Here is a 21,376-nt window from a genome sequence, read left to right as displayed (position 1 = left end):
AACCCTTCTCCTTCTCACAACGATGCTGTCGTTCCCGGCTCCTGCGAAGCAGCGGGTGTACGTTTAAATCTCTTTTTGATAATATTACTCCAGCCGTCGAACAATGTGTAAACAACTGGAATCAACACTAAGGTTACGAGGGTTGAAAAGGTTAAGCCGAAAGCGACGACCGTCGCCATCGATGCCTGTGTTTCCGCCCCTTCACCAAATCCGATGACAAGCGGCAGCATGGCAAGTACGGTAGTAGCTGTCGTCATGAGAATCGGCCGTAAACGAACTTTTCCTGCTTCAACCAATGCCTCGGATAGCGGCATTCCTTTTTTGCGCAGTTGGTTTGTATAATCGATCAATACGATCGCGTTATTCACGACGACCCCTACGAGCATAATCATCCCGATGATCGAGTTCATATTGATGGTTCGATGTGTGACGAGCAAGCCGAGAATAGCGCCTACGAACGTCGGTGGCAGCGAAAACATGATGATAAACGGCCCATAAAGCGACTCAAATTGGCTGGCCATAACCATGTAAACAAGTACGACGGATAAAATGAGCATGTAAGAAAGGTCTTTAAAAGCTGAATTTTGTTGGGTTGCTTGCCCACCCATCGTTACCTGGTAACCGTCAGGCGGTTGAATCGCATCGATCTTCGCTTTGACCTGCGCTTGAATATCGCCGACTGCAGCACCGAAAACGGAAGCTTGGACGGATGCCGTACGGTTTTGATTCGAACGACGAATTTGCGCAGGTCCTTCACCCGGTTCGACTTTCGCGATTTGATTGAGCGGTACTAGCGAGCCAGATGAAGAATTGATCGAAATGTTATTCATATTCTCAATTTTGTTCGAAAAATCGTTTGGATACTTGATCAAGACGGCAATTTGCGAGTTCGCGGTGTTGAATTGAGTCGCAACATTTCCTTGGTATGCCGTACGAAGCGCCGTCATGACATCTTTAACGGAAACGCCATAGTGAGCCGCGGCATCTCGGTCAATCGTCAAATTAAATTGCGGAGTCGTACGGTCCAATGTATTTTGTACGTTCCTGGTTCCTTCAACCGAACTGACCTCTTGTACAACCAAATCGCCCAGCTTTTGCAGGACATTTAAATCAGGACCGGAAAGACTCACTTGAATGTCCCCGCCGCCAAAGTTGCCTCCGCCGCCTAATCCTGGAAGGCGTACACCAGATGGCACGTTCACGCCGATCTGAGCTCCAACATTTCCCTGCGTCAGGGTACGAATCTGTTCGGCGACTTGATCCGAACTCCGCTTCCTTTGACTTAGCGGCTTCAGCATAACTTGGATGCTAGCGGAGTTTGTTGCAGCTGTCTGGAACGAACCGCCGCCCTGCGAGCCGACGGAAGTGAATATGGTATCAATCTCAGGAATGTCTTTGATTTTGCTTTCGATTTTCGCTGCCAGTTGATTCGTAAGATCAAAGGCCGTTCCCTGTGCCAAGTTGATAGAAATATTGACCTGCCCCGCGTCTGTCTTCGGGGTAAGTTCGGAACCGACGAATCTTGCCGAATAAACACTGGCTGCAAATAGCATGACTGTTGTCAGCACAATAATCCAACGATGCAGCAACGACCATTTTAAAAGTCGAGTATAGCCACTCGTCAAGACGTTGACGCCGCGGCCAAACCAGACAAATGGATTCCAAGACCTTCCTTTCGGAAGCTCTTCGTCCACTTTTCCTTTTAGGAATTTCGCTGCGAGCATGGGAACCAGTGTGACTGCAGCAAACCATGCGGCAATATGCGAGAAACTGACGGTTAATGCCATCGGCCAGAAAAATTGGCGGGAAAGACCATTAATAAACGCTGTTGGAGCAAAAACGGCAATTTGCGCAAGTGCCGAAGCCATAACAGCCGTACCAACTTCTTTGGTTCCCGCTTTGGCCGCCTCTTGCGGATCCAAGCCTTCGTGCCGCTTACGGAAAATACTTTCCAGAACGACAACCGCGAAGTCAACAAGTGAACCTAAGCCTAGTGCGAGTCCACCCAGTGTAATCGTATTAATCGTTTGCCCCGAGAAATACATCATACTAAATGTGGAAACAACCGAAATCGGGATCACGATACCGATGATTAAAGTTGCGCGAACACTTCGTAAGAAGAGCAGCAAGATTAGGACGGAGAACACGCCGCCAAGCAATGTATGATCGACAACCGTATTAATGGATTGGCGGATGAATTTTGCTTGATCGCTTAATACAGCAACTTGAACGCCTTTTGGCAGATTTGATTGAATTTTGCTTAATGTTTTTTGAATATTATCGGAAACGGAAACAGTATTCCCGCCCGCCTGCTTAAGAACGGAGAGACTGACGCTTGGCTGACCGTCCTTACGAGCTTCAAGCGATACGTCCTGGTACGTATCAATAATTTGACCGAGATCCTCAAGTGCGATCGTTTGTCCTTTGCCAAGCTGTACTTGCACTTTGCCAATTTCGGCGACAGACTTAAATTGTGCGTCAATATGAAGTGGCACGAGCTGCTGTCCTTTATTGACAAGACCTGCATCCGATGAGGTGTTATCGTTACCCAACGCTGCAGTCACCGTGCTGAATGAAACATTATATTGCTGAAGCTTTATCGGATCAATCAGAATTTGCACCTGACGAACCCGCCCGCCGGTAACTCCGACTGAAGCGACGCCATCTACTTGCTGGACATCCGGACTTACCACGTTATCGGCAAGATCGCGCAGTGTGATCAGATCTGTATTGCCGTAAAGAGCCAACGTTAGTACCGGCGTACTATTGGGATCCACGCGGGAAACGACTGGCGCATCCGCATCTGTCGGCAGCGTGCGCTTCAAGCGATCGAGCTTGTCGCGCATGGATAAAACAGCTTGGTCCAAGTTCGTACCGTAGTTAAAATCTACGGAAACTGAACTGGAACCCGTCCGAGAATTCGAGTCCATCTGGGTTACGCCCGAAATGGTAGCCATGGCCGCCTCGACTTTCTTCGTAATCTGCTGCTCCACTTGAGCCGGGGAAGCACCGCTCCAGGTAACGGAAACGTTAGCTGTAGGAATTTCCAGGTTCGGGTATAGATCGACTGGCAGCAATGGAAGTGAAATTGAACCAATGAGGACCAGAACGACCATAATCATAAAGATTGTTACGGGACGATGGACTGAAAAATTAGCTATTTTCACTGTCCCGCACCTGCCTTCGATGCTCCCGTGTCAGTTCCAGTGTCACTTGGCTTGCCGCCTCCTTGGCCTTGACCATTGCCTTGATTGCCCTTGCCTCCGCCTTGGCCACCATTTCTGCCTTGGCCGCCTTGGCCGCCATTTTTCCCTTGACCTTGACCCTGTCCTTGTCCTTGACCGCCTTGGCCATTGCCTTTACCGGCTCCGTTACCTCCGCCGTCTTGGCCTGGCTGTTGCTCTTGAACTGGAACATTATCTGACAATAGTTCTTGGCCTTTAACTACGAGTACGTCCCCAACCTTCAGTCCGCTTGTAATTTCAAAAGAAGAGCTGGTTACCACCCCGATTTTTACAAGCACTTTGGAGGCTTTGCCATCTTTAACGATAAATACGGCATTACCGCTAGGTTGGCTAAGTACCGCGTCGGCAGGCACTACGATGGACTGCTTGCCCTCGCTTTTCAAAGAAGATTTCGCGAACATACCCGGCAATAACTCGTGATTCTCGTCATTGATCTTAATGTCGACCAAATACGACTTGGAAGTCGCATCCATGGTTGGATGAATCACATATACAGTTCCATCAAAAGTCTTATTCAGTGTCGGCACGTTCACTGACATCGGAGTACCAACTTTGATTTTGCCAATGGATGCTTCAGATACGTTCACTGATGCAATAACCGGATCGGAGGCAGCTATGGACATAACCGCAGACTGACCCGTATTTTGCCCAACCGGTGTCAAGATTGAAGTAATAACTCCGTCTACCGGGCTCGTCAAAACGCCATCCTGTAGCTGCTCGCTAAGAACCTTGAGCTTTGTTTCAGATTGCTGCAGTTGCGCAGCACTGACATTCAGCCCATCCGTGGATTGCGCTGTCTTGAGTGATTGCTGCGATTGATCCAGCGCAGCTTGGGCGCTGTTCTTCGCAGTATCTTGCGACGATTGTGACTGAGCGAGCTGAGTCCGTCCCAGATCGATTTGAGCTGTGGCCGTCGCTTGTGTATTGGAAAGCGTCAACAGCGCAGAGTTTAATGCTTCTTGGGCTACCTGCACACTTTGTGAGCTTTGAGCCGTTAATAGCGCATTTTGCAAACTAGTCAGCGATTGTTGTGCCGATTGTGTATCTTTGTACTGAGCTTGCTGTGCTTGCTGCAATTGAAGCTGTGCGCTTTGCAGTTTAGCCAGTGCTGCATCCGCTCCTACTCCGCTTTTGGACGCGCTATTATATGCGGCAACTGCTTCCTGAACATTAAGCTGGTACGTATCAATATTGTTACTCTGCGAAGTTAGTAAATTATCGAGCTGCGAGTTCAGATTGGTTTGAGCAACTGTCACTGCAGTAGCCGCATCCGCTTGTGCTTTATTGAAACTCGCTTGTGCGCTGTTCACCCCTTGTTTGGCACTTTCAATGGAATTTTGCTGGGTAGATATGGCGTTATTAAGCTGAGCCTGTGCCAATGCAACTGCGTTTTTTTGGTCATTGATCGTTTTCTCGTACGCCGCTTGCTGCACAGCCAGTGCCTTCTGGGCAACGGCTACGCTATTGGCTTGATCATTGACTGCTTTGCTGTACTGCGCCTGAGATAAAGCGTAATCGCTTTTAGACTGCTCAATTGACTGCTGCAATGTTGTCGTGTCGATATGGGCCAAAGCTTGCCCAATCTTGACATGATCCCCTAGATTCACATCAAGAGACGTGATGCGACCACTGACTTTGGAAGAAAGATTCGTTGTGAATGCAGGCGTAATCGAGCCTGTAAATATTTGTCCGCCACCAATGTCGGACAATTTGACAGTTTGGGTTACTACAGCCATTTGGCGAGTTCCCGAACGAGCGCTTGCCCCTGGTTTGGCGGTGCTGGCTGCCGGACTGCAACCAGCTATGGTGACGGTTATCGCGGTGGCGACTGCGATGAATGTAGTGCTCTTGAGTGAACTGTACTTCCTCATGGATTGAAACCTCCGTCTACTTCTTATCATTTGGGCAAAGTGTTCTCTTCCAAGATAGCTCTCATTTGTGATAAAAATATGAAAGTGTCATTAAAAAAAAGTTAAATTTTTTTCTTTTTTGGCAAAAGAACAAGCCTCCATATCCATCACGAAGTGGAAATGGGGGCTTGTTTTCTGGAAAAGTGGCGCTTATACCCAAATAAAGCGGTGCACTCCTCATCGCGAGGAACGCACCGCTTTCATATATTCTCAACTATTCATTTACCGCATCCGGCTCTGCCACTGCTTTGTATTTAGAGGAAATATACGTTACCGATTTGGGCTCTGTAATCACCTCTGCGTTCATGGAATCCGGTTTCGGATCCTTCAACGTATACGTGATCACAGCTTGATCATCCTTCTCGAATCGGATGCCGGTGATTTCAATCCCATATCCCGCGTTAGGTTTGGATCCGCGAGACAGTGTGATCTTGTTGATGTCATCGTTCACTTTGTCAACCGTAACCGTGACTTGTTCGGCCGGTGCCGGCTTTTGCGAATGCGCAGCCAAAACTTTACTTGCATTGTACACCCAAGTTGCCGCTTCACCGCGTGTAAGTTCAGCCTTTGGATTCAACTTGCCGTCTTTGTCCAGCTCTGCAATTTTATAAAGAAGCATACGTTGCAGCGCACCTTGAAACTCAGGTGTAATTTGATCGGCGTCCTTGATCTCAATAAACATTTTTATCATCGGAAATTGGCCATGTTTCTCCAAGGCGCGAATGAGCATATCCCCGAACTGTTCGCGTGTGATCGTAGCATTAGGGTTCACATCCTTCGGAATATCCAATCCGCTGTAATGAGCAATGATGAACGCTTCCGCATACCAGGCGTCGTTAGGGATGTTGGTATAGTAATCCGACGCTAACGGCTGTTTAACAAAACGCAGCAAATCCAAATTCAGGTCCATTCCTTTTACAATCATCTGGACACTTTGTGCAATAGTAATTTTGCCTTTCGGCACGAAATGATCGTTATCGATTCCACTTACAACACCACGGGTTTGCAATGCCGAAATAGCCTCCGCTTGTCCGGTTTCGACATCAGAAAATGCGAATGCCGTGTTAAAAGTCAAACTTCCCAGCAGAACGGATGTTAAAGTTAATGTCGCTAATTTTTTCACAGTTACTATTCTCCAATCATTAAGTTATTTTTAATCCTCTAGAGTACCCTTAATAACGGAAATCGTGTGAACTATGTTGCAGTCCATTCAAAAAACTTTTTTAATGCTTCATGACACGAACCTATATGTGAAAATGGGCATAAAGTGAAACATCTGAAAGTGAAAGGAACATGAACATGATATACCATGATCCCAGCTTGCCATATTACTGGGGGCAGCCTAATCCTGGCGATATGCGATGGTCGCCAAGCTATCCCCCTTATGCTCTGCCCTTGCCAACTTCCTATCCTACTCAAGCAGCGTATTGGGATGAGGAATTATTTCGAGAAAGACAGCAGCCGCTTACGTTTGTTCTGATTCACGGTTCTTGGGCTGATTCCAGCTTTTGGAGTGGCGTAGCCGCGGAATTACGAAAAAAGGGGCATACCGTGTATGCACCTGAATACCCGGGACATGGCGCTGACCCGAATAAAGCGGTCACCCATGCCATGATTACCAAGTCCATCTCTGATTTCATTACAGCGAAAAATTTACGGAATATCGTACTTGTCGGACACAGCTTCGGCGGGTCGGTCATTCAGAAAGTCGCCGAAATGGTCTCTGATCGTATCAAACGTCTCGTATTCCTCGATGCGTTTGTTTTACCTGATGGACAATCGGTCGCCGATCAATTACCACCTATGACGCTGCAAGCGTTCCAACAATTAAGAGAATCCTCTAAAGACGATACAATTATGCTGCCGTTTCCGATTTTTCGCGAAACCTTTGCTAATCTGGCCAGCTTAAAATTAGTTCAACAAATGTATAATCAAATCACCCCGGAGCCGGCGAAACCGCTTTTTGAAAAGCTGGATCTTAAAAAATTTTATAGCCTTAATGTGCCGAAGAGTTACGTTTATCTGACTGAAGATAGCGTGCTCACGCAAGGTGAAGGGTTTGGCTGGCATCCACATATGTCCAGTCGTCTGGGCTTATTCCGTCTTATCAAAGGACATGGCGATCATATCTCCACAGCCAAGACAGAACCTAAGCAGCTTGCACTAAAAATCTACGAGGCCAGCAGGGATTGATTGAGATAGCATCCCATCCCTCGGGAGATAGTCATTTAAACATCAAACTAAGGGTCAAAGATAATGGGAATAAGTATACTTATCAATACGGTTCCAATCATAAATGAAATAGAAAAAGTCTTAAAAGCCATGTTGTTTTTCTTGAAAAAAAGACTGTAAATAACGATAGCCACCGGCATACCGAATAAAAATACAATCAAATATTGCATCGAAACGTTTAAGACTGCTAAGTAATTAAGATAGATCGGGATTCCGATTATAACCCATAAAAAAGATAACAAAACACCAAACAATAGGTGTGAAACTATATTTTTTCTGCTCACTTCCACCGCCCCCATACACTTACAGCCAAATATTGGAGTTTATTTCAATGTTAGCTCAACACGCCAACATATCCAAGAACAAAATCACCTTGAGGGTAATTCAAAGTTGGATTAGTCAGCAGATTAGAGAATACGTGCGCTATTAGTGCACCTGTTGGACGCATTTTTTTTTGGGTAAATGTTCCAAACGGGTCTCGAAAGAACAATGGTCTTTAATTTAAGAATCATCTTCGTTAATTATGGTCCATTGTTCTTTAATCGCCCCCTAGACGGAGATTCCTCCCCTTTTAGCGTCTCCCCGGTCTTTATTAGAGAACTGTTGTTCTCAAAAGGAAAAGTGTCGGCAGACCAAGGTGACGAATGCCTAAGAGTAATCATCAGCCAAAAACAAACGAATATGAGGCTCTAAAATATAGGACCACCACCTTAGATATGCCAAGCAAGGTGATCCTTTTTATTTTAATTCCTTTAGGATCGTCCGGCTCCTTATCTTACAAACCGTACATTTGATCCACATTCAGCCAGTTGTTGTTGCCTTTTGAACTATCATACCCCAACTGGATCGTATTCGATCCTGCTTGCAGAGAAACTGTCAATGAAATCGTGTTCCAACTGCTCCAGCCGGTAGTACCGCTAAAACTCAAGTTGGAAACCGCATCGACACCGTTCACTTTGACATAGCGGCTGGCCGTTCCCGCTCCTGCTGCATAACGAAACGTAATCGTTTTGGTACCTGCTGTATTTTGATTCACGTAAAAATCAATCGAAGTGCCGTTCGTATTCCAGCCTGCCACATAGCCACGACCATTAAAGCCGGTTTGCGTGCTTTCGTTGATCATCCCGCTGCCATTAGCTAAAGTTCGTCTGGCATTCTCAGCTTCGTACAAGCCGTTTCCGGCAATATTACCCGTGTAATTATCCGCTGGAACGAACTGCAGGATAGACGCTCCCGCTGCTGCCGCCAAGCTTTGCACATATCCGGCTCCCGTCTGTGCCGTCCAATCGCTGCCGATTAAGCCATCCGACGTCCTTCGATGGTTCCACGCTTGCGTAGCATTCTGCTGCAAGAAATTTAAATATTGGGATTGCCCCGCCTGCACCCGAAGCTGGTTGAGATTGCGGGCAAAGATCATTTTGAATCCCGGAGCGTCATTTTCGCCTTCGTACATAAGCGTTGTGGCCGAAGTCATTTTGTTTATGACATATCCGGCTGCGTTATTGGCATCCGTTAAATAGCTGCTAGTACCGGTAGCTTTGTATAAAGCGGTGGCTGCTCCCAGAAAAGTTCCGTAATTATACGTAAAATCCCAATCCTTGACGATGCCTGATCCTGTGCCTTCCATGTGATCATTGACCTTGCTGCCGTTAACCAGACTGCTTTTAATCCAGTTGTATATTTGCTGGGCTTTCGTTAAGTAATTGTTATTGTTGTAGGCATTCTTCAACTTGAGTGCAGTCATGACCATTGGCGCATTGGTTGCCATATTTTTCTGAGCATTGCTGCTCACGGCAGGATTCGTCGCATCCTTTCTCCACCAGATACCGCCGCCGTAATAGCTCGTATCCCAATAAGCATATATCTGATCAAAAAGGAAAGAACCGCGGTTCAAGTACTCTTGAGTTCCTGTAATTTCGTATGCCCGCAAACAGGCAAGCGCCCACCACCCCAGATCGTCATTGAATTGATTATCGATCATGTTCGTGTATTTGGCATTGAATCCAGTATAAATGTCATCGATCATCGTTCGATACGTACTGCTGCCGGTACGCTCGTAAGCATCCATGACCGTCTCCCAAAGCTGCGCTTCCCACCAGAAATCGGTATAAAGTCCTCCATCGGGACCAAAGGCATGCGAAGCATGAATCTGATGATCGCTGTTCGTGTAAAAGTATTTAGCTGAAGAATCGTAGAACGCATTCACGAAAGAGTTCATAGCCGCATCCGCATTGGATGCAGTGAAAGCCAAGACGCGATCAGCGCCTCCCCAGACAGACAGTATAAGAATAGATGCCAAACTCATACTCAACCATTTTGCGGCCCATTTTCTAGCCATCACCACGTAAACCAACTCCTTTTCTCATCGAAATCGATATCATTGAATACGCTTACAATTAAATCGAGTTCACCTCCCTTAAAGGGGCGAGCCAGCTTCGCCAACTGCCCCGTATAGCTACTTTTTCAACAAACCTTTTTTCTCCAGATCGGCCATCCGTTCCAGCAGCATAACGCCGCTTAAGTTAACGCTTAAATCTTCAGTCGGTTCAGGCGTAGATACCCACGATTTACTGAACATTTGGCGCTGACCATCCCGACCATACTCCCACAGACTGTTTGCGTTGGTGAATAGAAGATCGAGTGATTCCTTCTGACCGGGGTCCTCCAACGCGAGCTCTGCCAAATAACGGACGAATATGCCCTTGAACAGCCCGCCGTCTCCGTTGCTCTCACTAGGCAGCATACCTGTCGTGGGACTCGTCAACCTGTTCTTCGCTGCTTGAGCAGTACGTACTGCATCAGCAAGATAGTCATTCTCCCCAGTAGCCCGATACAGCTCGACGCCCGCTCCGATATATACGCCTTGGCAATAAGTGAATTCCCAGCCCTTATCGATCTTGCCGTCTCCCTCGCGGTTCTTCCCATCCCACACGAAGCCCGTGTCCGGATCGACCAAATTCGCTTTCTGCCACGCATAAATCTTCTTCGCCCACACCAAATCGTCTGCGTTACCAAACTGCTTATATAGCCTCGCTGCAAGAATAACTGCCGGAGCGTTTGCCGGCGTATTTTTATAATCAAGCTGCGGTTTGCGCCAAGCAATCCCTCCGCCTTGCTCCTCATTCCAACCGGTCTTGATATCTTCCCAAAGCAGGAAAGCTGTCTCCTTGTAGGTCTTATCCCCCGTAGCTTGATATGCACGGAGCCATGCCAGAGCCATCCATTCCATGTCATCGTAAAATTCATTCGGAAAAGCTCCGCCGTTACGATCCAAGATGCCTTGATGCATCTTCTCCAGATAGCTCTTGTATTCAATGCTTCCCGTTCTCACATAGGCATCCACCAGCGAATCAACGCCATGTGCCTGCCACCAGTAATGAAACTTTTCATTGCAAAGATCGTTGCAAGGCGACAAATTATCGAATAAGTTCAATTTTTCATTCCAATATTGCTTCATCAGACCGGCTTGCGCCAGATCCGCTCTCTGCCCCCAAGGAGCCTGCTCCTCACTCACATGAACTTCTGTGAGATTATGCTTATTACTCATTTTCTCCACTCCCCAGTTAGCTGCCATGATGATTCCGAGTCCGATAACGATGATGACGATGATCATACGAAGATGCATTTTCAAATGGCTTCACCTATCTATCCGACATACGTTCTATCCTTTCGTTCCTGTAAACGCGATGCCTTGCACAAAATATTTTTGCAGCAGCAAGAACAATATCAGTATCGGCACTACCGCAATTAAAGCCCCGGCCATCAATGGACCGAAGTCGACCTGTTTGTTATAAGTAAACGCGGCTAAGCCCAGCTGAATCGTTTTCTTGGCCGGATCGTTGAGCATAATCAGCGGACCGAGAAAGCTGTTCCAGCCTGCTTGGAAGGTGAAAATGCCCAGCGTTGCCAGTGCCGGCTTCGCCAAAGGAACATAAATATTCCAAAAGATGCGAATCTCTCCGCTCCCTTCAATGCGTGCCACCTCTTGCAAATCACTCGGTAAAGATACGAAAAATTGCCTCATAAAAAATACGGCGAATGAACCCGATGCCCCCGGCAAAATAATGGCCCAAAACGTATTGAGAAAGCCATTGCCGCCATTGCCAAGCCAATTATTTCCCCCCACGAAAGGAATATGCTTCAGCACAAAAAATTGCGGGATCATCGTGACGACGCCAGGGATCATCATGGCGGCCAGCAAGATTTTGAATATAGCATCCCTGCCCCGAAATTGAAGTTTGGCAAAGGCGTAGCCGCTTAAAGAGCCAAACAGCAGGTTGAATAATACACCCATAAATGCCAAGTAAAATGAATTCCAGAAATACAGCCCGAAAGGAACGAGTTCAAACGCTTTGCGATAATGCTCGAACGTCAAGCTCGACGGAACCCACTTGATCGGCAGCAGGAAAATCTCCTCATCCGGCCTTATGGACGTAATGAGACTCCACACAAACGGGACAACCATGACGATACAGACGGCGATGGAAATGATATACATGATTGTGGATTGCCAATAACGATGTTGTTTCACTTTCCATCCCTCCTAGATCACGGAATCCTCTTTGTTTAGTTTCATATTCATGAGCGAAAATATTAAAATAATGATTGATAGCACGAATGCCATCGCATCGGCATACCCCATCTGCAACTGTCCGAAGCCCTGCTGGTAAATGTGATAAACGGTCGTTTTGGTCGAGTTGGCGGGTCCGCCTTTCGTTAAGACGAAAGCTTGATCGAATAACTGAAGCGCGCCGATAATAGCCATCGTGCTGACGAAAAAAGTAGTCGGCCGCAGCACAGGCCAAGTGATATAACGAAAGGATTGCCAAGCATTGGCCCCATCCAGCTTCACCGATTCATACAGATGATCGGGAACTCCGTTCAGTCCCGCCAGATAGATGACCATATTCGAGCCAACGGATTGCCATAGGGTCACCAGCACAATCGAAATCATCGCGTACGGCATTTCCGCCAGCCATGAAGGTCCTGTCACGCCGATCTTACCCAGTATATCGTTGACCAGTCCATACTCAGGGTTCAGCAGCCATATCCAGACCGTCGCTGCGGCGACACCTGAGGTTAAGGTCGGCAAATATCCGGCTGTCCGGAACAGCTTAACCCCGAAACGACTGCGCACAAAAAGCAGAGCCAGCGATAAAGAGATCACGATATTCAGAGGGATGTAGAGCACCGAATAAAACAACACATTTTTCAGCGTCGTCCAAAAGATGTTATCACTTGCCAATCGTCTATAATTATCGAGTCCGACAAAATCATTTTTACTCACGATGTCATAATTCGTGAAGCTTAAATAGAAGGCCATAACGACTGGAATAATGGTAAAGACGACAAATAACAATAAAGTTGGCGTAATAAATAAATATCCCATCCTGGCTTGATGACGGCCCAGTTTTGCAATCGATGCCATGAACTTCCTCCTTGCAAAAAAGGGAGGATGAACCTCCCTCGTTTTTTCAAACTATTTCCCAGCCTCGTTCTGACTCAGCAGCTTATCGCCTTGCTCTTGCGCCTTTTTCAATGTCGTTGCCGCGTCCTGCTTGCCTTGGATGAACAGATCCAGATTCGGCATCAGACCGTCGCCTTCCATGACCGAATATCCCGGATGCTGCGGCCGAATTTTGGCGAATTCGAGCGTGTCCATGAACGGTTTCCAAAGCGGATCATCCTTGAAGAACGGATCCTGGAGAGCCGGCTTGTAGCCCGGCAAGTTCAGGCTTGTTTTTGCCCACAGCAGCGCATTGTCTTTATTCGCCAACCACCACTTCTCAAATTCCCAAGCCTCGTCCTTATGCTTGGAACCGGCTGGAATCACGAGACCGAAACCGCCCATAACGCTTCCTTTCGCACCGCCTGGTCCTGCAGGTGGCGGAACTACGCCGAAGTCAAGATCCTTGCCGTACTTCTTATATGTGGATAGCATCCAAGGCCCCGTATAGGTCATAGCCACTTTGCCGGTCACGAATGCGTCCGTGCCTTCACCGAGACCTTTTTCAAACCCGACCTTATAGACCTTATCTTTATTAACCAGCTTATCCCAGAAATCCAATACCTGTTTGCCCTGCTCGTTATTGAAATTCGTCTTCTTGAGATCGTCGGTCAGCATCGTGCCGCCTGCCTGCTGCAGCCACATACTGAACAGACCGTTGTCCTGCATGGACATACCGGAGCGCACCAGCTTGTCGCCTTCCCATACCGTTAACTGCTTAGCTGCATTCTCCAATTCCTCCCAATTTTTGGGCGACTGAAGTCCCTTTTCGGCGAATAATTTTTTATTATAAAAGAGTGCGCGCGCATCGACTGTTAGAGGAAGCCCATAGAGCTTGCCGCCGGAGGACAGCTCCTTCAAAGCTTCATCATAATAATCTCCGCGATTGATATTGTCTTTTTTCAAATAATCATCGATCGGTTGAAGCACATTTTTGGAAGCAAATAGCGAAGTTCGCCAACGATCCCAAAACATAATATCAGGGGATCCGCCGGAGGTTGCCGCCGTCAAAAACTTTGTAATCATATCCTCCTGCAACACGTACTTAACTTTGATTTTAACTTGAGATTTATTGAATGCATCAACCATCGTAACAAATTGCTTTTCGCCTTCTCCGCCCCAATCTCCCCAGAACGTCAATTCTACAGGTGCAGATTTTCCTGTTGCCGGTGCTGCGGTCGTCTCAGGCTTCTTCGTTTCTGTCGCTTGATCGCCTCCTGTTTTCGTGCTGCAAGCAGCCAAACTTAGTGAAAGCGATACGGCGGTTAGGACGGTCATCCATTTTCTCATGATTTTTCCTCCCTTTTTAATCAAACCTTTTAGACAATGTTAGAAGGGTTCAACCCTGTATAACCTAGGACGGTTGTACTGTATTCATCCGGCTCTCAACCAATTGCTTGATGGAAAGCCCGCAAACATCTAAGACCAATTCACTAAACATAGAGTTCGCCCAGGAGAACCAGGGTCTGGTAAATTGCGTCGGGTCATCCGCATGAAAACCTTCATGCATAAAGCCCGTATCCGCATCCGTGCCGGCCAATAGGTCCAGAATACGAAGCTTCTCCTCCCGGCTGGATGAAGTAAGCCCTTGAACAGCAAGCGAAATATGCCAAATATAGCGGTGCGGCGTGTGCGGGCTGCCGATGCCCTGAGCGGCTTTTCCGGCAAAATAATATGGATTTTCCTCACTTAAAATATAGCTTCGAGTGCTCTGATAGATAGGATCGGATTCGGACGTATATCCCAAGTAAGGAATCGAGAGCAAACTGGGAACGTTGGCATCGTCCATTAGATTGTAATGACCGAGACCGTCTGCCTCATAAGCGAAAATAGCTCCATGCTCGGGGTGCTCGACCGTTCCAAAAGTTTCAATACCTTTCCTAATCTCATCAGCCAAATTCAGGGATTCACGGCCAAGTTGATCTTCATTCCAAACCTGCGCTGCAATTTCAGCTATGTAACCTAGCACAACAACAGCAAACATATTAGCAGGAATCAAATATCCGTATGTACAAGCATCGTCACTAGGGCGAAATCCCGACCAAGTCATTCCCGTATATCCTACCGGGCTGCCCAGTCCATCTCTGGTTAACGTATCTGTAGGCGGACAGTTCACTCGTTGAAAACGATAAGGGGACTTTGCTTCATGTTCTTGTTCGACTTTCCAAAGTTCTAGAATGGTATGAACCGCAGTTCGAAAAGCTTCATTAAAATGGCACGTTCGGCCTGTCGTTTTCCACAGCAAATAGCTCAGTTGAATCGGATAGCATAGAGAATCCACCTCATACTTACGCTCCCAAATCCATGGATTCATGGAGGTTAGGTCCTGCTGATGCCCCTTGCCGGAAGGCTCCTTATTAAAGGCGTTTGCATAAGGGTCAAGCTGTATATACTGGATTTGCCGCTGTATGACGCCATCAATTAGATCAGCAATCGCTGAGTCCTCATTTGCCAGCAGCAGATACGTTCGGACCTGAGCAGAAGAATCCCGAAGCCACATCGCAGGTATATCACCAGTGATCACGAAAGTGGAGCCGTCTTCCAGGCTTTGCATCGTTGTCTGATACGTGTTGGAAAAGCAACCCCGAAACATAGCTGCCAGCTTCGGTCGCTCTTCCTTATGCAACTCATTGCTCACGCGATCCATGAGATTGTGCATCGATTGCGGTAAACTCGTATTATTGTTCATCCGGCTAACCCTCTCCTCAACCCAAAGTGAAACGCTTACAATTCCGATTATAATTGGCATATAAATGTTATGTCAATATATTTTTTTATACTGTTTATATATCATTTGACCAAAATGATATGACACCACAAAAAAAAGACTGCTAGGTTAGCAGTCTCCGAATGATGATCGTTATGCCGGTTCATGTCCTGAACTTTTCAAGGGTCCCGTCGATTCCCCAACAATGAGCTTGGCGGCCAGACTTATTTTATTGGCCACTTTCTCGCCGCGTTTCAGCTTTAAAACATGTTCAACAGCCAGCTTGCCGATTTCTTCTTCGGCCTGGATCAGATGTGTAAAGCGATAACCACTCCCCAGCGTCGTAGGCGGACTATCGAAACAAATAATCGATATGTCCTCCGGTATGTTCAGTCCCATCTGCTCCACTGCGGCTTTGGCTAACAGGGCAATATTATACTCAATGGCGAACAGAGCTGTAATTTGCGGATTTTTTCTTAGGTGCTCCTTAATCATGCTAATATCCTGATCTATCTTGGGCTGATGAAAAGAATTGGGAAGCGTTGAGGTGATTTCGTCTATCCAGAGTGATCGGTCTACGATGACGCCGCGTTCCGCGTGGGCACGGACGAAACCCTCAATTCGATCCTCGACAGCCGTCGTATCCATGGGTGGCGGCGTGAGCAAGCAAATCTGCGAATGCCCTAAATCAAGCAAATAATCGGTTCCCGTTCGAGCGGCGCTTATATGATCCGAACAAATGGATGCTGCTGCCACCCCTTTGAGATGACGGTCAACAAGAACCAAAGGAAATTGCTGGATAACAAGCTTGAGAATTTCCGCATTATAGAACTCTCCTTGTGCTGGAAGAACGATAATGCCGTCAACGCCCAAATCAAGAAGCGCCCGAATGGCCTTCTCCTCATTCTCAGGTATACCAAACGATCGGCGCAGAACTAGAAAGCTATCATGCTCAGCAGAGGCGCGCTCCATGCCATAAATCATCTCCGTGCCGAAAGTGTTGCCGAAATCGGTCATGATCAGCCCGATCATCGTATGCCGCGACCGCTCATTCGAGGACATCCCTTCCAACAGCGATTCCCCTCCTTCGGCGACAAAAGAGCCTTTACCCGGCTTACGCACGATGAGACCTTCCTCCGCCAGCATCTCTAACGCCTTCTTGCTTGTTATTCGGCTTACCTGATATGCATCGGCCAGCTCCTTCTCCGAAGGAACACGTTCTCCAACGTTATATTTACGTTGTATGATCTCATCACGAAGCGATTCGAAAATGCGCTCATAGATGGGTCTCGAATCCGTTGACAATACTCCCTACCCCCTGCATCCAGACAAATGTTATATCATTCAATATTATTAATATATCATGTTATGCCGAAATTGGGTAGGGTCTGTTACCGATCGGGCAATGGATTTAGGATGAACGAAAACTCATGCAAGTTCCATAATACCAATCTCTCCCCATTTCATCTGTAAGAATGAAAAACATCGCTACTTCGACGATTCCACATTCCCTGACTGATGAAGGGAAATAAAGTTCTTTCATGGAAAATTACAAATGTTTACTAAAATAACAAGCTCGTTAGGTTGGATTTCGGCACATTTTTATGGACATTACAATTTATTCTCGCATAAATCGCTTTAGTAACCGGTGCAAGCCGGGGGATCGGTCGTGGCATTGCGTTACGTCTGGCAAAGGATGGCGCATTAGTCGCAGTGTCCTATGCAAAAAGACAAAATGAAGCAGAGGAAGTAGTTCATAAGATTCAACAATGTGGAGGTTCCGCATTCATACTTGTCGCTGACTTAAAAGCCCTTAACGGCATTCGCAATTTATATGCGACGTTGGATGAAGCCCTTCGGGAACGTACAGGTGATAATCGGTTTGATATTCTTGTGAATAATGCTGGAATCGGTCAAATTGTAACCATAGAAGAGACGACGGAAGAATCTTTTGACGAAGTCATGAACATTATTGTCAAAGCGCCGCTTTTTGTTATCCAGCAAGCATTGCCGCGTCTAAAAGAGGGAGGCCGCATTATCAATATCTCATCATTTGTTACACGCGTGGCCTCCCCTAGTGTTTTCGCCTACAGCATGTCAAAGGGTGCAATCGACACACTTACGCACGTCTTGGCTCAGCAACTTGGAAGTCGTAATATTACGGTGAACGCCATCCAGCCTGGTATTATTAATACAGAAATGAATGCCAGGACGTTACAAGATCCCAATGGGAAGAAGTTTGCCGCCGGTCTTTCAGCCTTCAACAGGTGGGGGGAGCCTGAAGATGTGGCGGATATTGCCGCCTTTCTTGCCTCATCGGACAGCCGTTGGGTAACAGGTCAATTGATTGATGCAAGCGGTGGATCTCATCTGTAAATCAACGGGTCCAGAAACCTGGCTGAAGAGCTAGGCTTTTGAACCCGTTAATTTACTCCGCTATCCTGCCCGTTCGCAACAAAGCTGCCGAATTGTGTACATGAATCTTTCAACATTCTTAATACACCTTCATAGTTAGACATAAGTGTGTTCAAAGACATCCCCTTGACCATCGGAAGCCTACTATTTTCATCTATCATGGGGCCATATTGTTCTTTTAATGACTGTGGAAGTGGTTGTCCCTTTATTCTATAAACCCAATTCAGATCAACATACATGATATGTTTTATTAACTGAGCAGTACTATTAAAATTGTTATTAGGTCCCTTGTAATCTACTTCTTCTTGCGACATGCCATCAGTGATTAATTGTAGTCGTTGGCTATTTTCTTTTACAGCGGAATATAATATTCCAACAATAGGTGACATATTTGCTTCACCTTGTAAATCGTAATGCATCCTAGTTCATCCTCCCTCGTTTTTATATAATATTCTACCTCATTGTTACCTCGTTTGTTGAGAAGGCTGACACACGGTAGCCTTAACAAAATGAACTAAAGTTCTTCGTCAATTTCATTTCGGAACTGCAATAACTCTTATGAGACCCTAATATCTTTTCTAAAGTAATAATGCTTACTACCTAATGGGGCGTCTTCAAAAACTGCAACTTTTTTATATCCATTTTTTATATAAAATTCTGGTGCTTGAAAACTAAAAGTGTTTAGTTTGATGAAGGTGCATTTTTTCTCTTTTGCAATATCCTCAATTTGGGTTAAAAGTTGAGTTCCGAAACCTGAACCTCTAAGTGCTTTATCTATCCACAAAATGTCAACCTCTATCCAATTCCAACAAAGGACACTTAATAATCCACCAATTATCTTACCTTCGTTATCCTTTATAGTCAGATTTATTTCCTCGTAAATGTTCTTCAAATCATCGGGAACATGTTCATAATTATATTCAATTAGCCTTCATCTAACGTATTCGCTTTCTTCTTTACTCCCATAAGTTATTTCAGTTGCCATGATAACCTCCATGTATAGTTATTAATACACACGATATTACCATATTATGGGTACTGGCGATATTCCATTTTTCAACATACTGCCCGTCCCTCAATGTACCCGTTCGTTCAATCGTCAGGTCCTGGACAAAGAACTTTAACTGTTCATTTGGACAAACCACATTTTAAAACCATGTTTCTTTTTACAATAAGGGTATTCGTTGGATTTGTTTTTTATCCGCTAATGTTCTTTCCTCTAAATGATTTGTACATACAATGCTATATCAATTGAAAAGGAGGGGACAATACATGTCATTTCGTAATCAAGCACAAAAGATGATTGGTAAGTCTGTACAAATCCAATTGACTAGCGGCAGAACATTAACGGGTAAATTAACTTCAGTTGGAACAGATTTTATGATTATGCATGTGAGAATTGGTCGGAGAATCCGCAGAATTAATATTCGTTTAGCTGAAATTCTATTCCTTTTCTTATTATTTGGTTAATAAATAAAAAGTAAGTAACCTTGATGATCTACAAGGCTAATAGAGGTTACCGTAGCATTTCGGTGATATTATAAGTTAAGCATAATATTGAAAGTTAAAAAAGCCGGATTCCTGTACTCTAAGGAAAACCGGCTTTCGTCTATCATATCTATAGTACTCTTTAACTATCGTTCTGCGTTAGTTTAATCAATTACTGAAGTTGAATGAAATGCAACATACAGGGGCTCTCTGTAAAAAACTTACTTGAACCATGTTATGGAGAGATATGTACCAATCCAATGAGTTTGTACTTGAAAAAGGAGCTGTGTACGCAGCTCCTTCGCTGTTTTAGAATGGTTTTCTATAAACCTTGATGATACGTGTACCGTTTCGGATAAGCCTTTGCGCCTGCGCTAGGTTGATCCGGACTAAGACAGAAATGTCGCTCGTCGCGTTTTCCACGTCGAATACCTTGAAAATCCGTCCGTTGGCAAACAATACGCCTTTCAACTCGACTTTCGTTGTGCTAGTAGGTTTCGGATCTACTTTTGCAAATGTCGTACGCTTTACTCCTGCACGAAGGAGTGCTGCTGCTTGTTGTGCGGTCGTCCGCACTCCAAATACTGGATCAATTTCAACTCCGGTTGTTATCGCCTCCACCTCAACAATCATAAAAAAACGATCGCCGATCTTAGCTATGCTATTTGCTCCGATATTTATCGGTTGAGCCATGTTTCATCACCCCCTCGCACTACAATATGAGGGGATGCAACCGGGGGCATGATATAATCGTCTATTTATCCGTTCATACCGATAAATATGCAAAATGCTCGTATTTGATTTACTCCATTCTTCTGCCCGTTAGTTCAACGAATAAGATTAGTTCACTTTTGCAAACATCATGAAAGAACTTTATTTTCCCATGAAAGGACTTTATTTTCCGTGAAAGATCTTTATTTTCCCTGATCAGCGGCGGAATTGGGTATCGGGTATTCATAGGACTCCATAGGACCAATCCGCAAACATCGTTATAAAAATAATTTCAGATGTTAACGTGTCTGCAACGATGAAAAATATCTTTGTAGCCTCACCAAGCGCATGAAACTGCGCCCCGATCAAAAGAGGCCTACAACTTGTACTAGTTGTAGGCCTCACTTGGATTTCGTTAAAACCTTTTTGCAGCCTCTTTTGCTTGTGCGATCGCTTTTTCTTTAATGGACTGGGCTTTGTCTGGCATAGCTGCCATTCCTTCAACAAATATGCCTTCAAATGATGGAACTCCATGAAATTGCATGATTTTCTTCAGGTAACTATGACCACTTTCGAAACCAGCGGCTGGACCCTCAGAGTAGACGCCGCCACTTGCTTGAATATGAATGGCTTTTTTATCGGTTAATAAACCAACGGGCCCATTTTCGGTATATTTAAATGTTTTTCCCGCTATACAAACTGCATCAATATACGCTTTTAGAAGCGGCGGGAAAGAAAAATTCCACATTGGGGAAACAAAAACATATTTATCAGCAGCCACATACTGCTCAACGATCTCATTTAGGCGGCCAACTTTTGATTTTTCAGCTTCGGAGAGCTGATCAAAGGAAGATCCTGAGCGTAATTTCCCCCATCCACTGAATACATCAGCGTCGATATGCGGTATGTTCAATTTGTACAAATCTAGATGAATGACCTCATCTGTTGAATTTGCTTCACGATAAGTATCGATAAATTCCTTCCCTACCGCCATACTATAAGAAGCTTGATGATCATTGGGATGCGCTGTGATATAGAGAACCGTTGCCATTTTTTATGAAAACTTCCCTTCTGGTTTTTTTTTAAAATCATTACCTTTACTATGGTTTAAAAATTAATGATTTAATATGCATCACGTGGAAAATAATTAACAGCAAATATC

Annotated in this window: 17 protein-coding genes; 3 read left to right on the top strand and 14 right to left on the bottom strand. The window is 45.6% G+C overall.

From position 1 onward, the window contains the following. Nucleotides 1-14: 14 nt before the first annotated feature. The 3 genes from ACFQZT_RS17480 to ACFQZT_RS17470 all read right to left on the bottom strand — a co-directional run bounded on the left by ACFQZT_RS17480 (nt 15) and on the right by ACFQZT_RS17470 (nt 6,278). Nucleotides 15-3,167 (bottom strand): efflux RND transporter permease subunit, encoded by a 3,153-nt coding sequence (locus ACFQZT_RS17480; protein ID WP_379302090.1) that lies wholly within the window; start codon nt 3,165-3,167, stop codon nt 15-17. Next, complete coding sequence (locus ACFQZT_RS17475; RefSeq protein WP_379302088.1) at nt 3,164-5,116, bottom strand: efflux RND transporter periplasmic adaptor subunit; 1,953 nt, start codon at nt 5,114-5,116, stop codon at nt 3,164-3,166. Before ACFQZT_RS17475 ends, ACFQZT_RS17480 begins: the two co-directional genes overlap by 4 nt. 253 nt (nt 5,117-5,369) lie before the next feature. Beyond that, on the bottom strand, nt 5,370-6,278 hold the full coding sequence (locus ACFQZT_RS17470; RefSeq protein ID WP_379302086.1) for an S-layer homology domain-containing protein: 909 nt from the start codon (nt 6,276-6,278) through the stop codon (nt 5,370-5,372). Between the two features lie 170 nt (nt 6,279-6,448). Here ACFQZT_RS17470 and ACFQZT_RS17465 point away from each other — a divergent pair, with 170 nt between their 5' ends. Next, a complete protein-coding gene (locus tag ACFQZT_RS17465) occupies nt 6,449-7,348 on the top strand; it encodes an alpha/beta fold hydrolase (protein WP_379302084.1) in 900 nt (299 codons plus the stop codon). An 814-nt stretch (nt 7,349-8,162) separates the two neighbouring features. Here the strand turns inward: ACFQZT_RS17465 and ACFQZT_RS17460 are convergent. The 7 genes from ACFQZT_RS17460 to ACFQZT_RS17430 all read right to left on the bottom strand — a co-directional run bounded on the left by ACFQZT_RS17460 (nt 8,163) and on the right by ACFQZT_RS17430 (nt 16,905). Then, the gene (locus ACFQZT_RS17460) at nt 8,163-9,725 is read right to left on the bottom strand and encodes a glycoside hydrolase family 76 protein (RefSeq protein ID WP_379302082.1); all 1,563 of its coding nucleotides are present in this window, start codon (nt 9,723-9,725) and stop codon (nt 8,163-8,165) included. 117 nt (nt 9,726-9,842) lie between these two features. Continuing rightward, nucleotides 9,843-11,012 (bottom strand): glycoside hydrolase family 76 protein, encoded by a 1,170-nt coding sequence (locus tag ACFQZT_RS17455; RefSeq protein WP_379302222.1) that lies wholly within the window; start codon nt 11,010-11,012, stop codon nt 9,843-9,845. 36 nt (nt 11,013-11,048) lie between these two features. Further along, complete coding sequence (locus ACFQZT_RS17450) at nt 11,049-11,885, bottom strand: carbohydrate ABC transporter permease (protein ID WP_379302221.1); 837 nt, start codon at nt 11,883-11,885, stop codon at nt 11,049-11,051. Nucleotides 11,886-11,930: 45 nt separating this feature from the next. Beyond that, nucleotides 11,931-12,815, bottom strand: a complete 885-nt coding sequence (locus tag ACFQZT_RS17445) for a carbohydrate ABC transporter permease (RefSeq protein ID WP_379302080.1) — start codon at nt 12,813-12,815, stop codon at nt 11,931-11,933. Nucleotides 12,816-12,866: 51 nt separating this feature from the next. Next, a complete protein-coding gene (locus tag ACFQZT_RS17440) occupies nt 12,867-14,183 on the bottom strand; it encodes an ABC transporter substrate-binding protein (RefSeq protein WP_379302078.1) in 1,317 nt (438 codons plus the stop codon). A gap of 64 nt (nt 14,184-14,247) precedes the next feature. Further along, nucleotides 14,248-15,582 (bottom strand): glycoside hydrolase family 125 protein, encoded by a 1,335-nt coding sequence (locus ACFQZT_RS17435; RefSeq protein WP_379302076.1) that lies wholly within the window; start codon nt 15,580-15,582, stop codon nt 14,248-14,250. A gap of 171 nt (nt 15,583-15,753) precedes the next feature. Next, nucleotides 15,754-16,905, bottom strand: coding sequence for a GntR family transcriptional regulator (locus tag ACFQZT_RS17430; protein WP_379302074.1), 1,152 nt, complete (start codon nt 16,903-16,905; stop codon nt 15,754-15,756). A 327-nt stretch (nt 16,906-17,232) separates the two neighbouring features. Between ACFQZT_RS17430 and ACFQZT_RS17425 the strand changes: the two genes are divergently transcribed. Further along, nucleotides 17,233-17,976: an SDR family oxidoreductase gene (locus ACFQZT_RS17425; protein WP_379302220.1), complete on the top strand. Its 744-nt coding sequence runs from the start codon at nt 17,233-17,235 to the stop codon at nt 17,974-17,976. A gap of 47 nt (nt 17,977-18,023) precedes the next feature. Here the strand turns inward: ACFQZT_RS17425 and ACFQZT_RS17420 are convergent, their stop codons facing one another. Then, complete coding sequence (locus ACFQZT_RS17420) at nt 18,024-18,434, bottom strand: DinB family protein (RefSeq protein WP_483874883.1); 411 nt, start codon at nt 18,432-18,434, stop codon at nt 18,024-18,026. A gap of 137 nt (nt 18,435-18,571) precedes the next feature. Then, nucleotides 18,572-18,940, bottom strand: a complete 369-nt coding sequence (locus ACFQZT_RS17415; RefSeq protein ID WP_379302219.1) for a GNAT family N-acetyltransferase — start codon at nt 18,938-18,940, stop codon at nt 18,572-18,574. 347 nt (nt 18,941-19,287) lie between these two features. Here ACFQZT_RS17415 and ACFQZT_RS17410 point away from each other — a divergent pair, with 347 nt between their 5' ends. Further along, a complete protein-coding gene (locus tag ACFQZT_RS17410; RefSeq protein WP_379302072.1) occupies nt 19,288-19,485 on the top strand; it encodes a hypothetical protein in 198 nt (65 codons plus the stop codon). A gap of 327 nt (nt 19,486-19,812) precedes the next feature. Here ACFQZT_RS17410 and ACFQZT_RS17405 read toward each other — a convergent pair whose 3' ends face one another. Together ACFQZT_RS17405 and ACFQZT_RS17400 are read right to left on the bottom strand one after the other, a co-directional pair. After that, nucleotides 19,813-20,196, bottom strand: coding sequence for a hypothetical protein (locus ACFQZT_RS17405; protein WP_090823744.1), 384 nt, complete (start codon nt 20,194-20,196; stop codon nt 19,813-19,815). A 433-nt stretch (nt 20,197-20,629) separates the two neighbouring features. Then, nucleotides 20,630-21,265: an FMN-dependent NADH-azoreductase gene (locus ACFQZT_RS17400; RefSeq protein ID WP_379302069.1), complete on the bottom strand. Its 636-nt coding sequence runs from the start codon at nt 21,263-21,265 to the stop codon at nt 20,630-20,632. Nucleotides 21,266-21,376: the final 111 nt, after the last annotated feature.

Origin of the sequence: Paenibacillus sp. GCM10027628, assembly GCF_042676385.1 — a bacterium.
In the GTDB taxonomy this organism is placed as follows: Bacteria; Bacillota; Bacilli; order Paenibacillales; family NBRC-103111; genus Paenibacillus_E.
The sequence above is the reverse complement of the archived record's forward strand: the minus strand, read 5'-3'. Positions and strand labels throughout refer to the sequence as shown.

Excerpts from the sequence above, each read along its gene's own strand:
- ACFQZT_RS17475 (WP_379302088.1), bottom strand. The coding sequence starts at position 5,116 with ATGAGGAAGTACAGTTCACTCAAGAGCACTACATTCATCGCAGTCGCC.
- ACFQZT_RS17465 (WP_379302084.1), top strand. The coding sequence starts at position 6,449 with ATGAACATGATATACCATGATCCCAGCTTGCCATATTACTGGGGGCAG.
- ACFQZT_RS17460 (WP_379302082.1), bottom strand. The coding sequence starts at position 9,725 with ATGGCTAGAAAATGGGCCGCAAAATGGTTGAGTATGAGTTTGGCATCT.
- ACFQZT_RS17455 (WP_379302222.1), bottom strand. The coding sequence starts at position 11,012 with ATGCATCTTCGTATGATCATCGTCATCATCGTTATCGGACTCGGAATC.
- ACFQZT_RS17450 (WP_379302221.1), bottom strand. The coding sequence starts at position 11,885 with ATGTATATCATTTCCATCGCCGTCTGTATCGTCATGGTTGTCCCGTTT.
- ACFQZT_RS17445 (WP_379302080.1), bottom strand. The coding sequence starts at position 12,815 with ATGGCATCGATTGCAAAACTGGGCCGTCATCAAGCCAGGATGGGATAT.
- ACFQZT_RS17440 (WP_379302078.1), bottom strand. The coding sequence starts at position 14,183 with ATGAGAAAATGGATGACCGTCCTAACCGCCGTATCGCTTTCACTAAGT.
- ACFQZT_RS17435 (WP_379302076.1), bottom strand. The coding sequence starts at position 15,582 with ATGAACAATAATACGAGTTTACCGCAATCGATGCACAATCTCATGGAT.
- ACFQZT_RS17420 (WP_483874883.1), bottom strand. The coding sequence starts at position 18,434 with ATGCATTACGATTTACAAGGTGAAGCAAATATGTCACCTATTGTTGGA.
- ACFQZT_RS17410 (WP_379302072.1), top strand. The coding sequence starts at position 19,288 with ATGTCATTTCGTAATCAAGCACAAAAGATGATTGGTAAGTCTGTACAA.
- ACFQZT_RS17405 (WP_090823744.1), bottom strand. The coding sequence starts at position 20,196 with ATGGCTCAACCGATAAATATCGGAGCAAATAGCATAGCTAAGATCGGC.
- ACFQZT_RS17400 (WP_379302069.1), bottom strand. The coding sequence starts at position 21,265 with ATGGCAACGGTTCTCTATATCACAGCGCATCCCAATGATCATCAAGCT.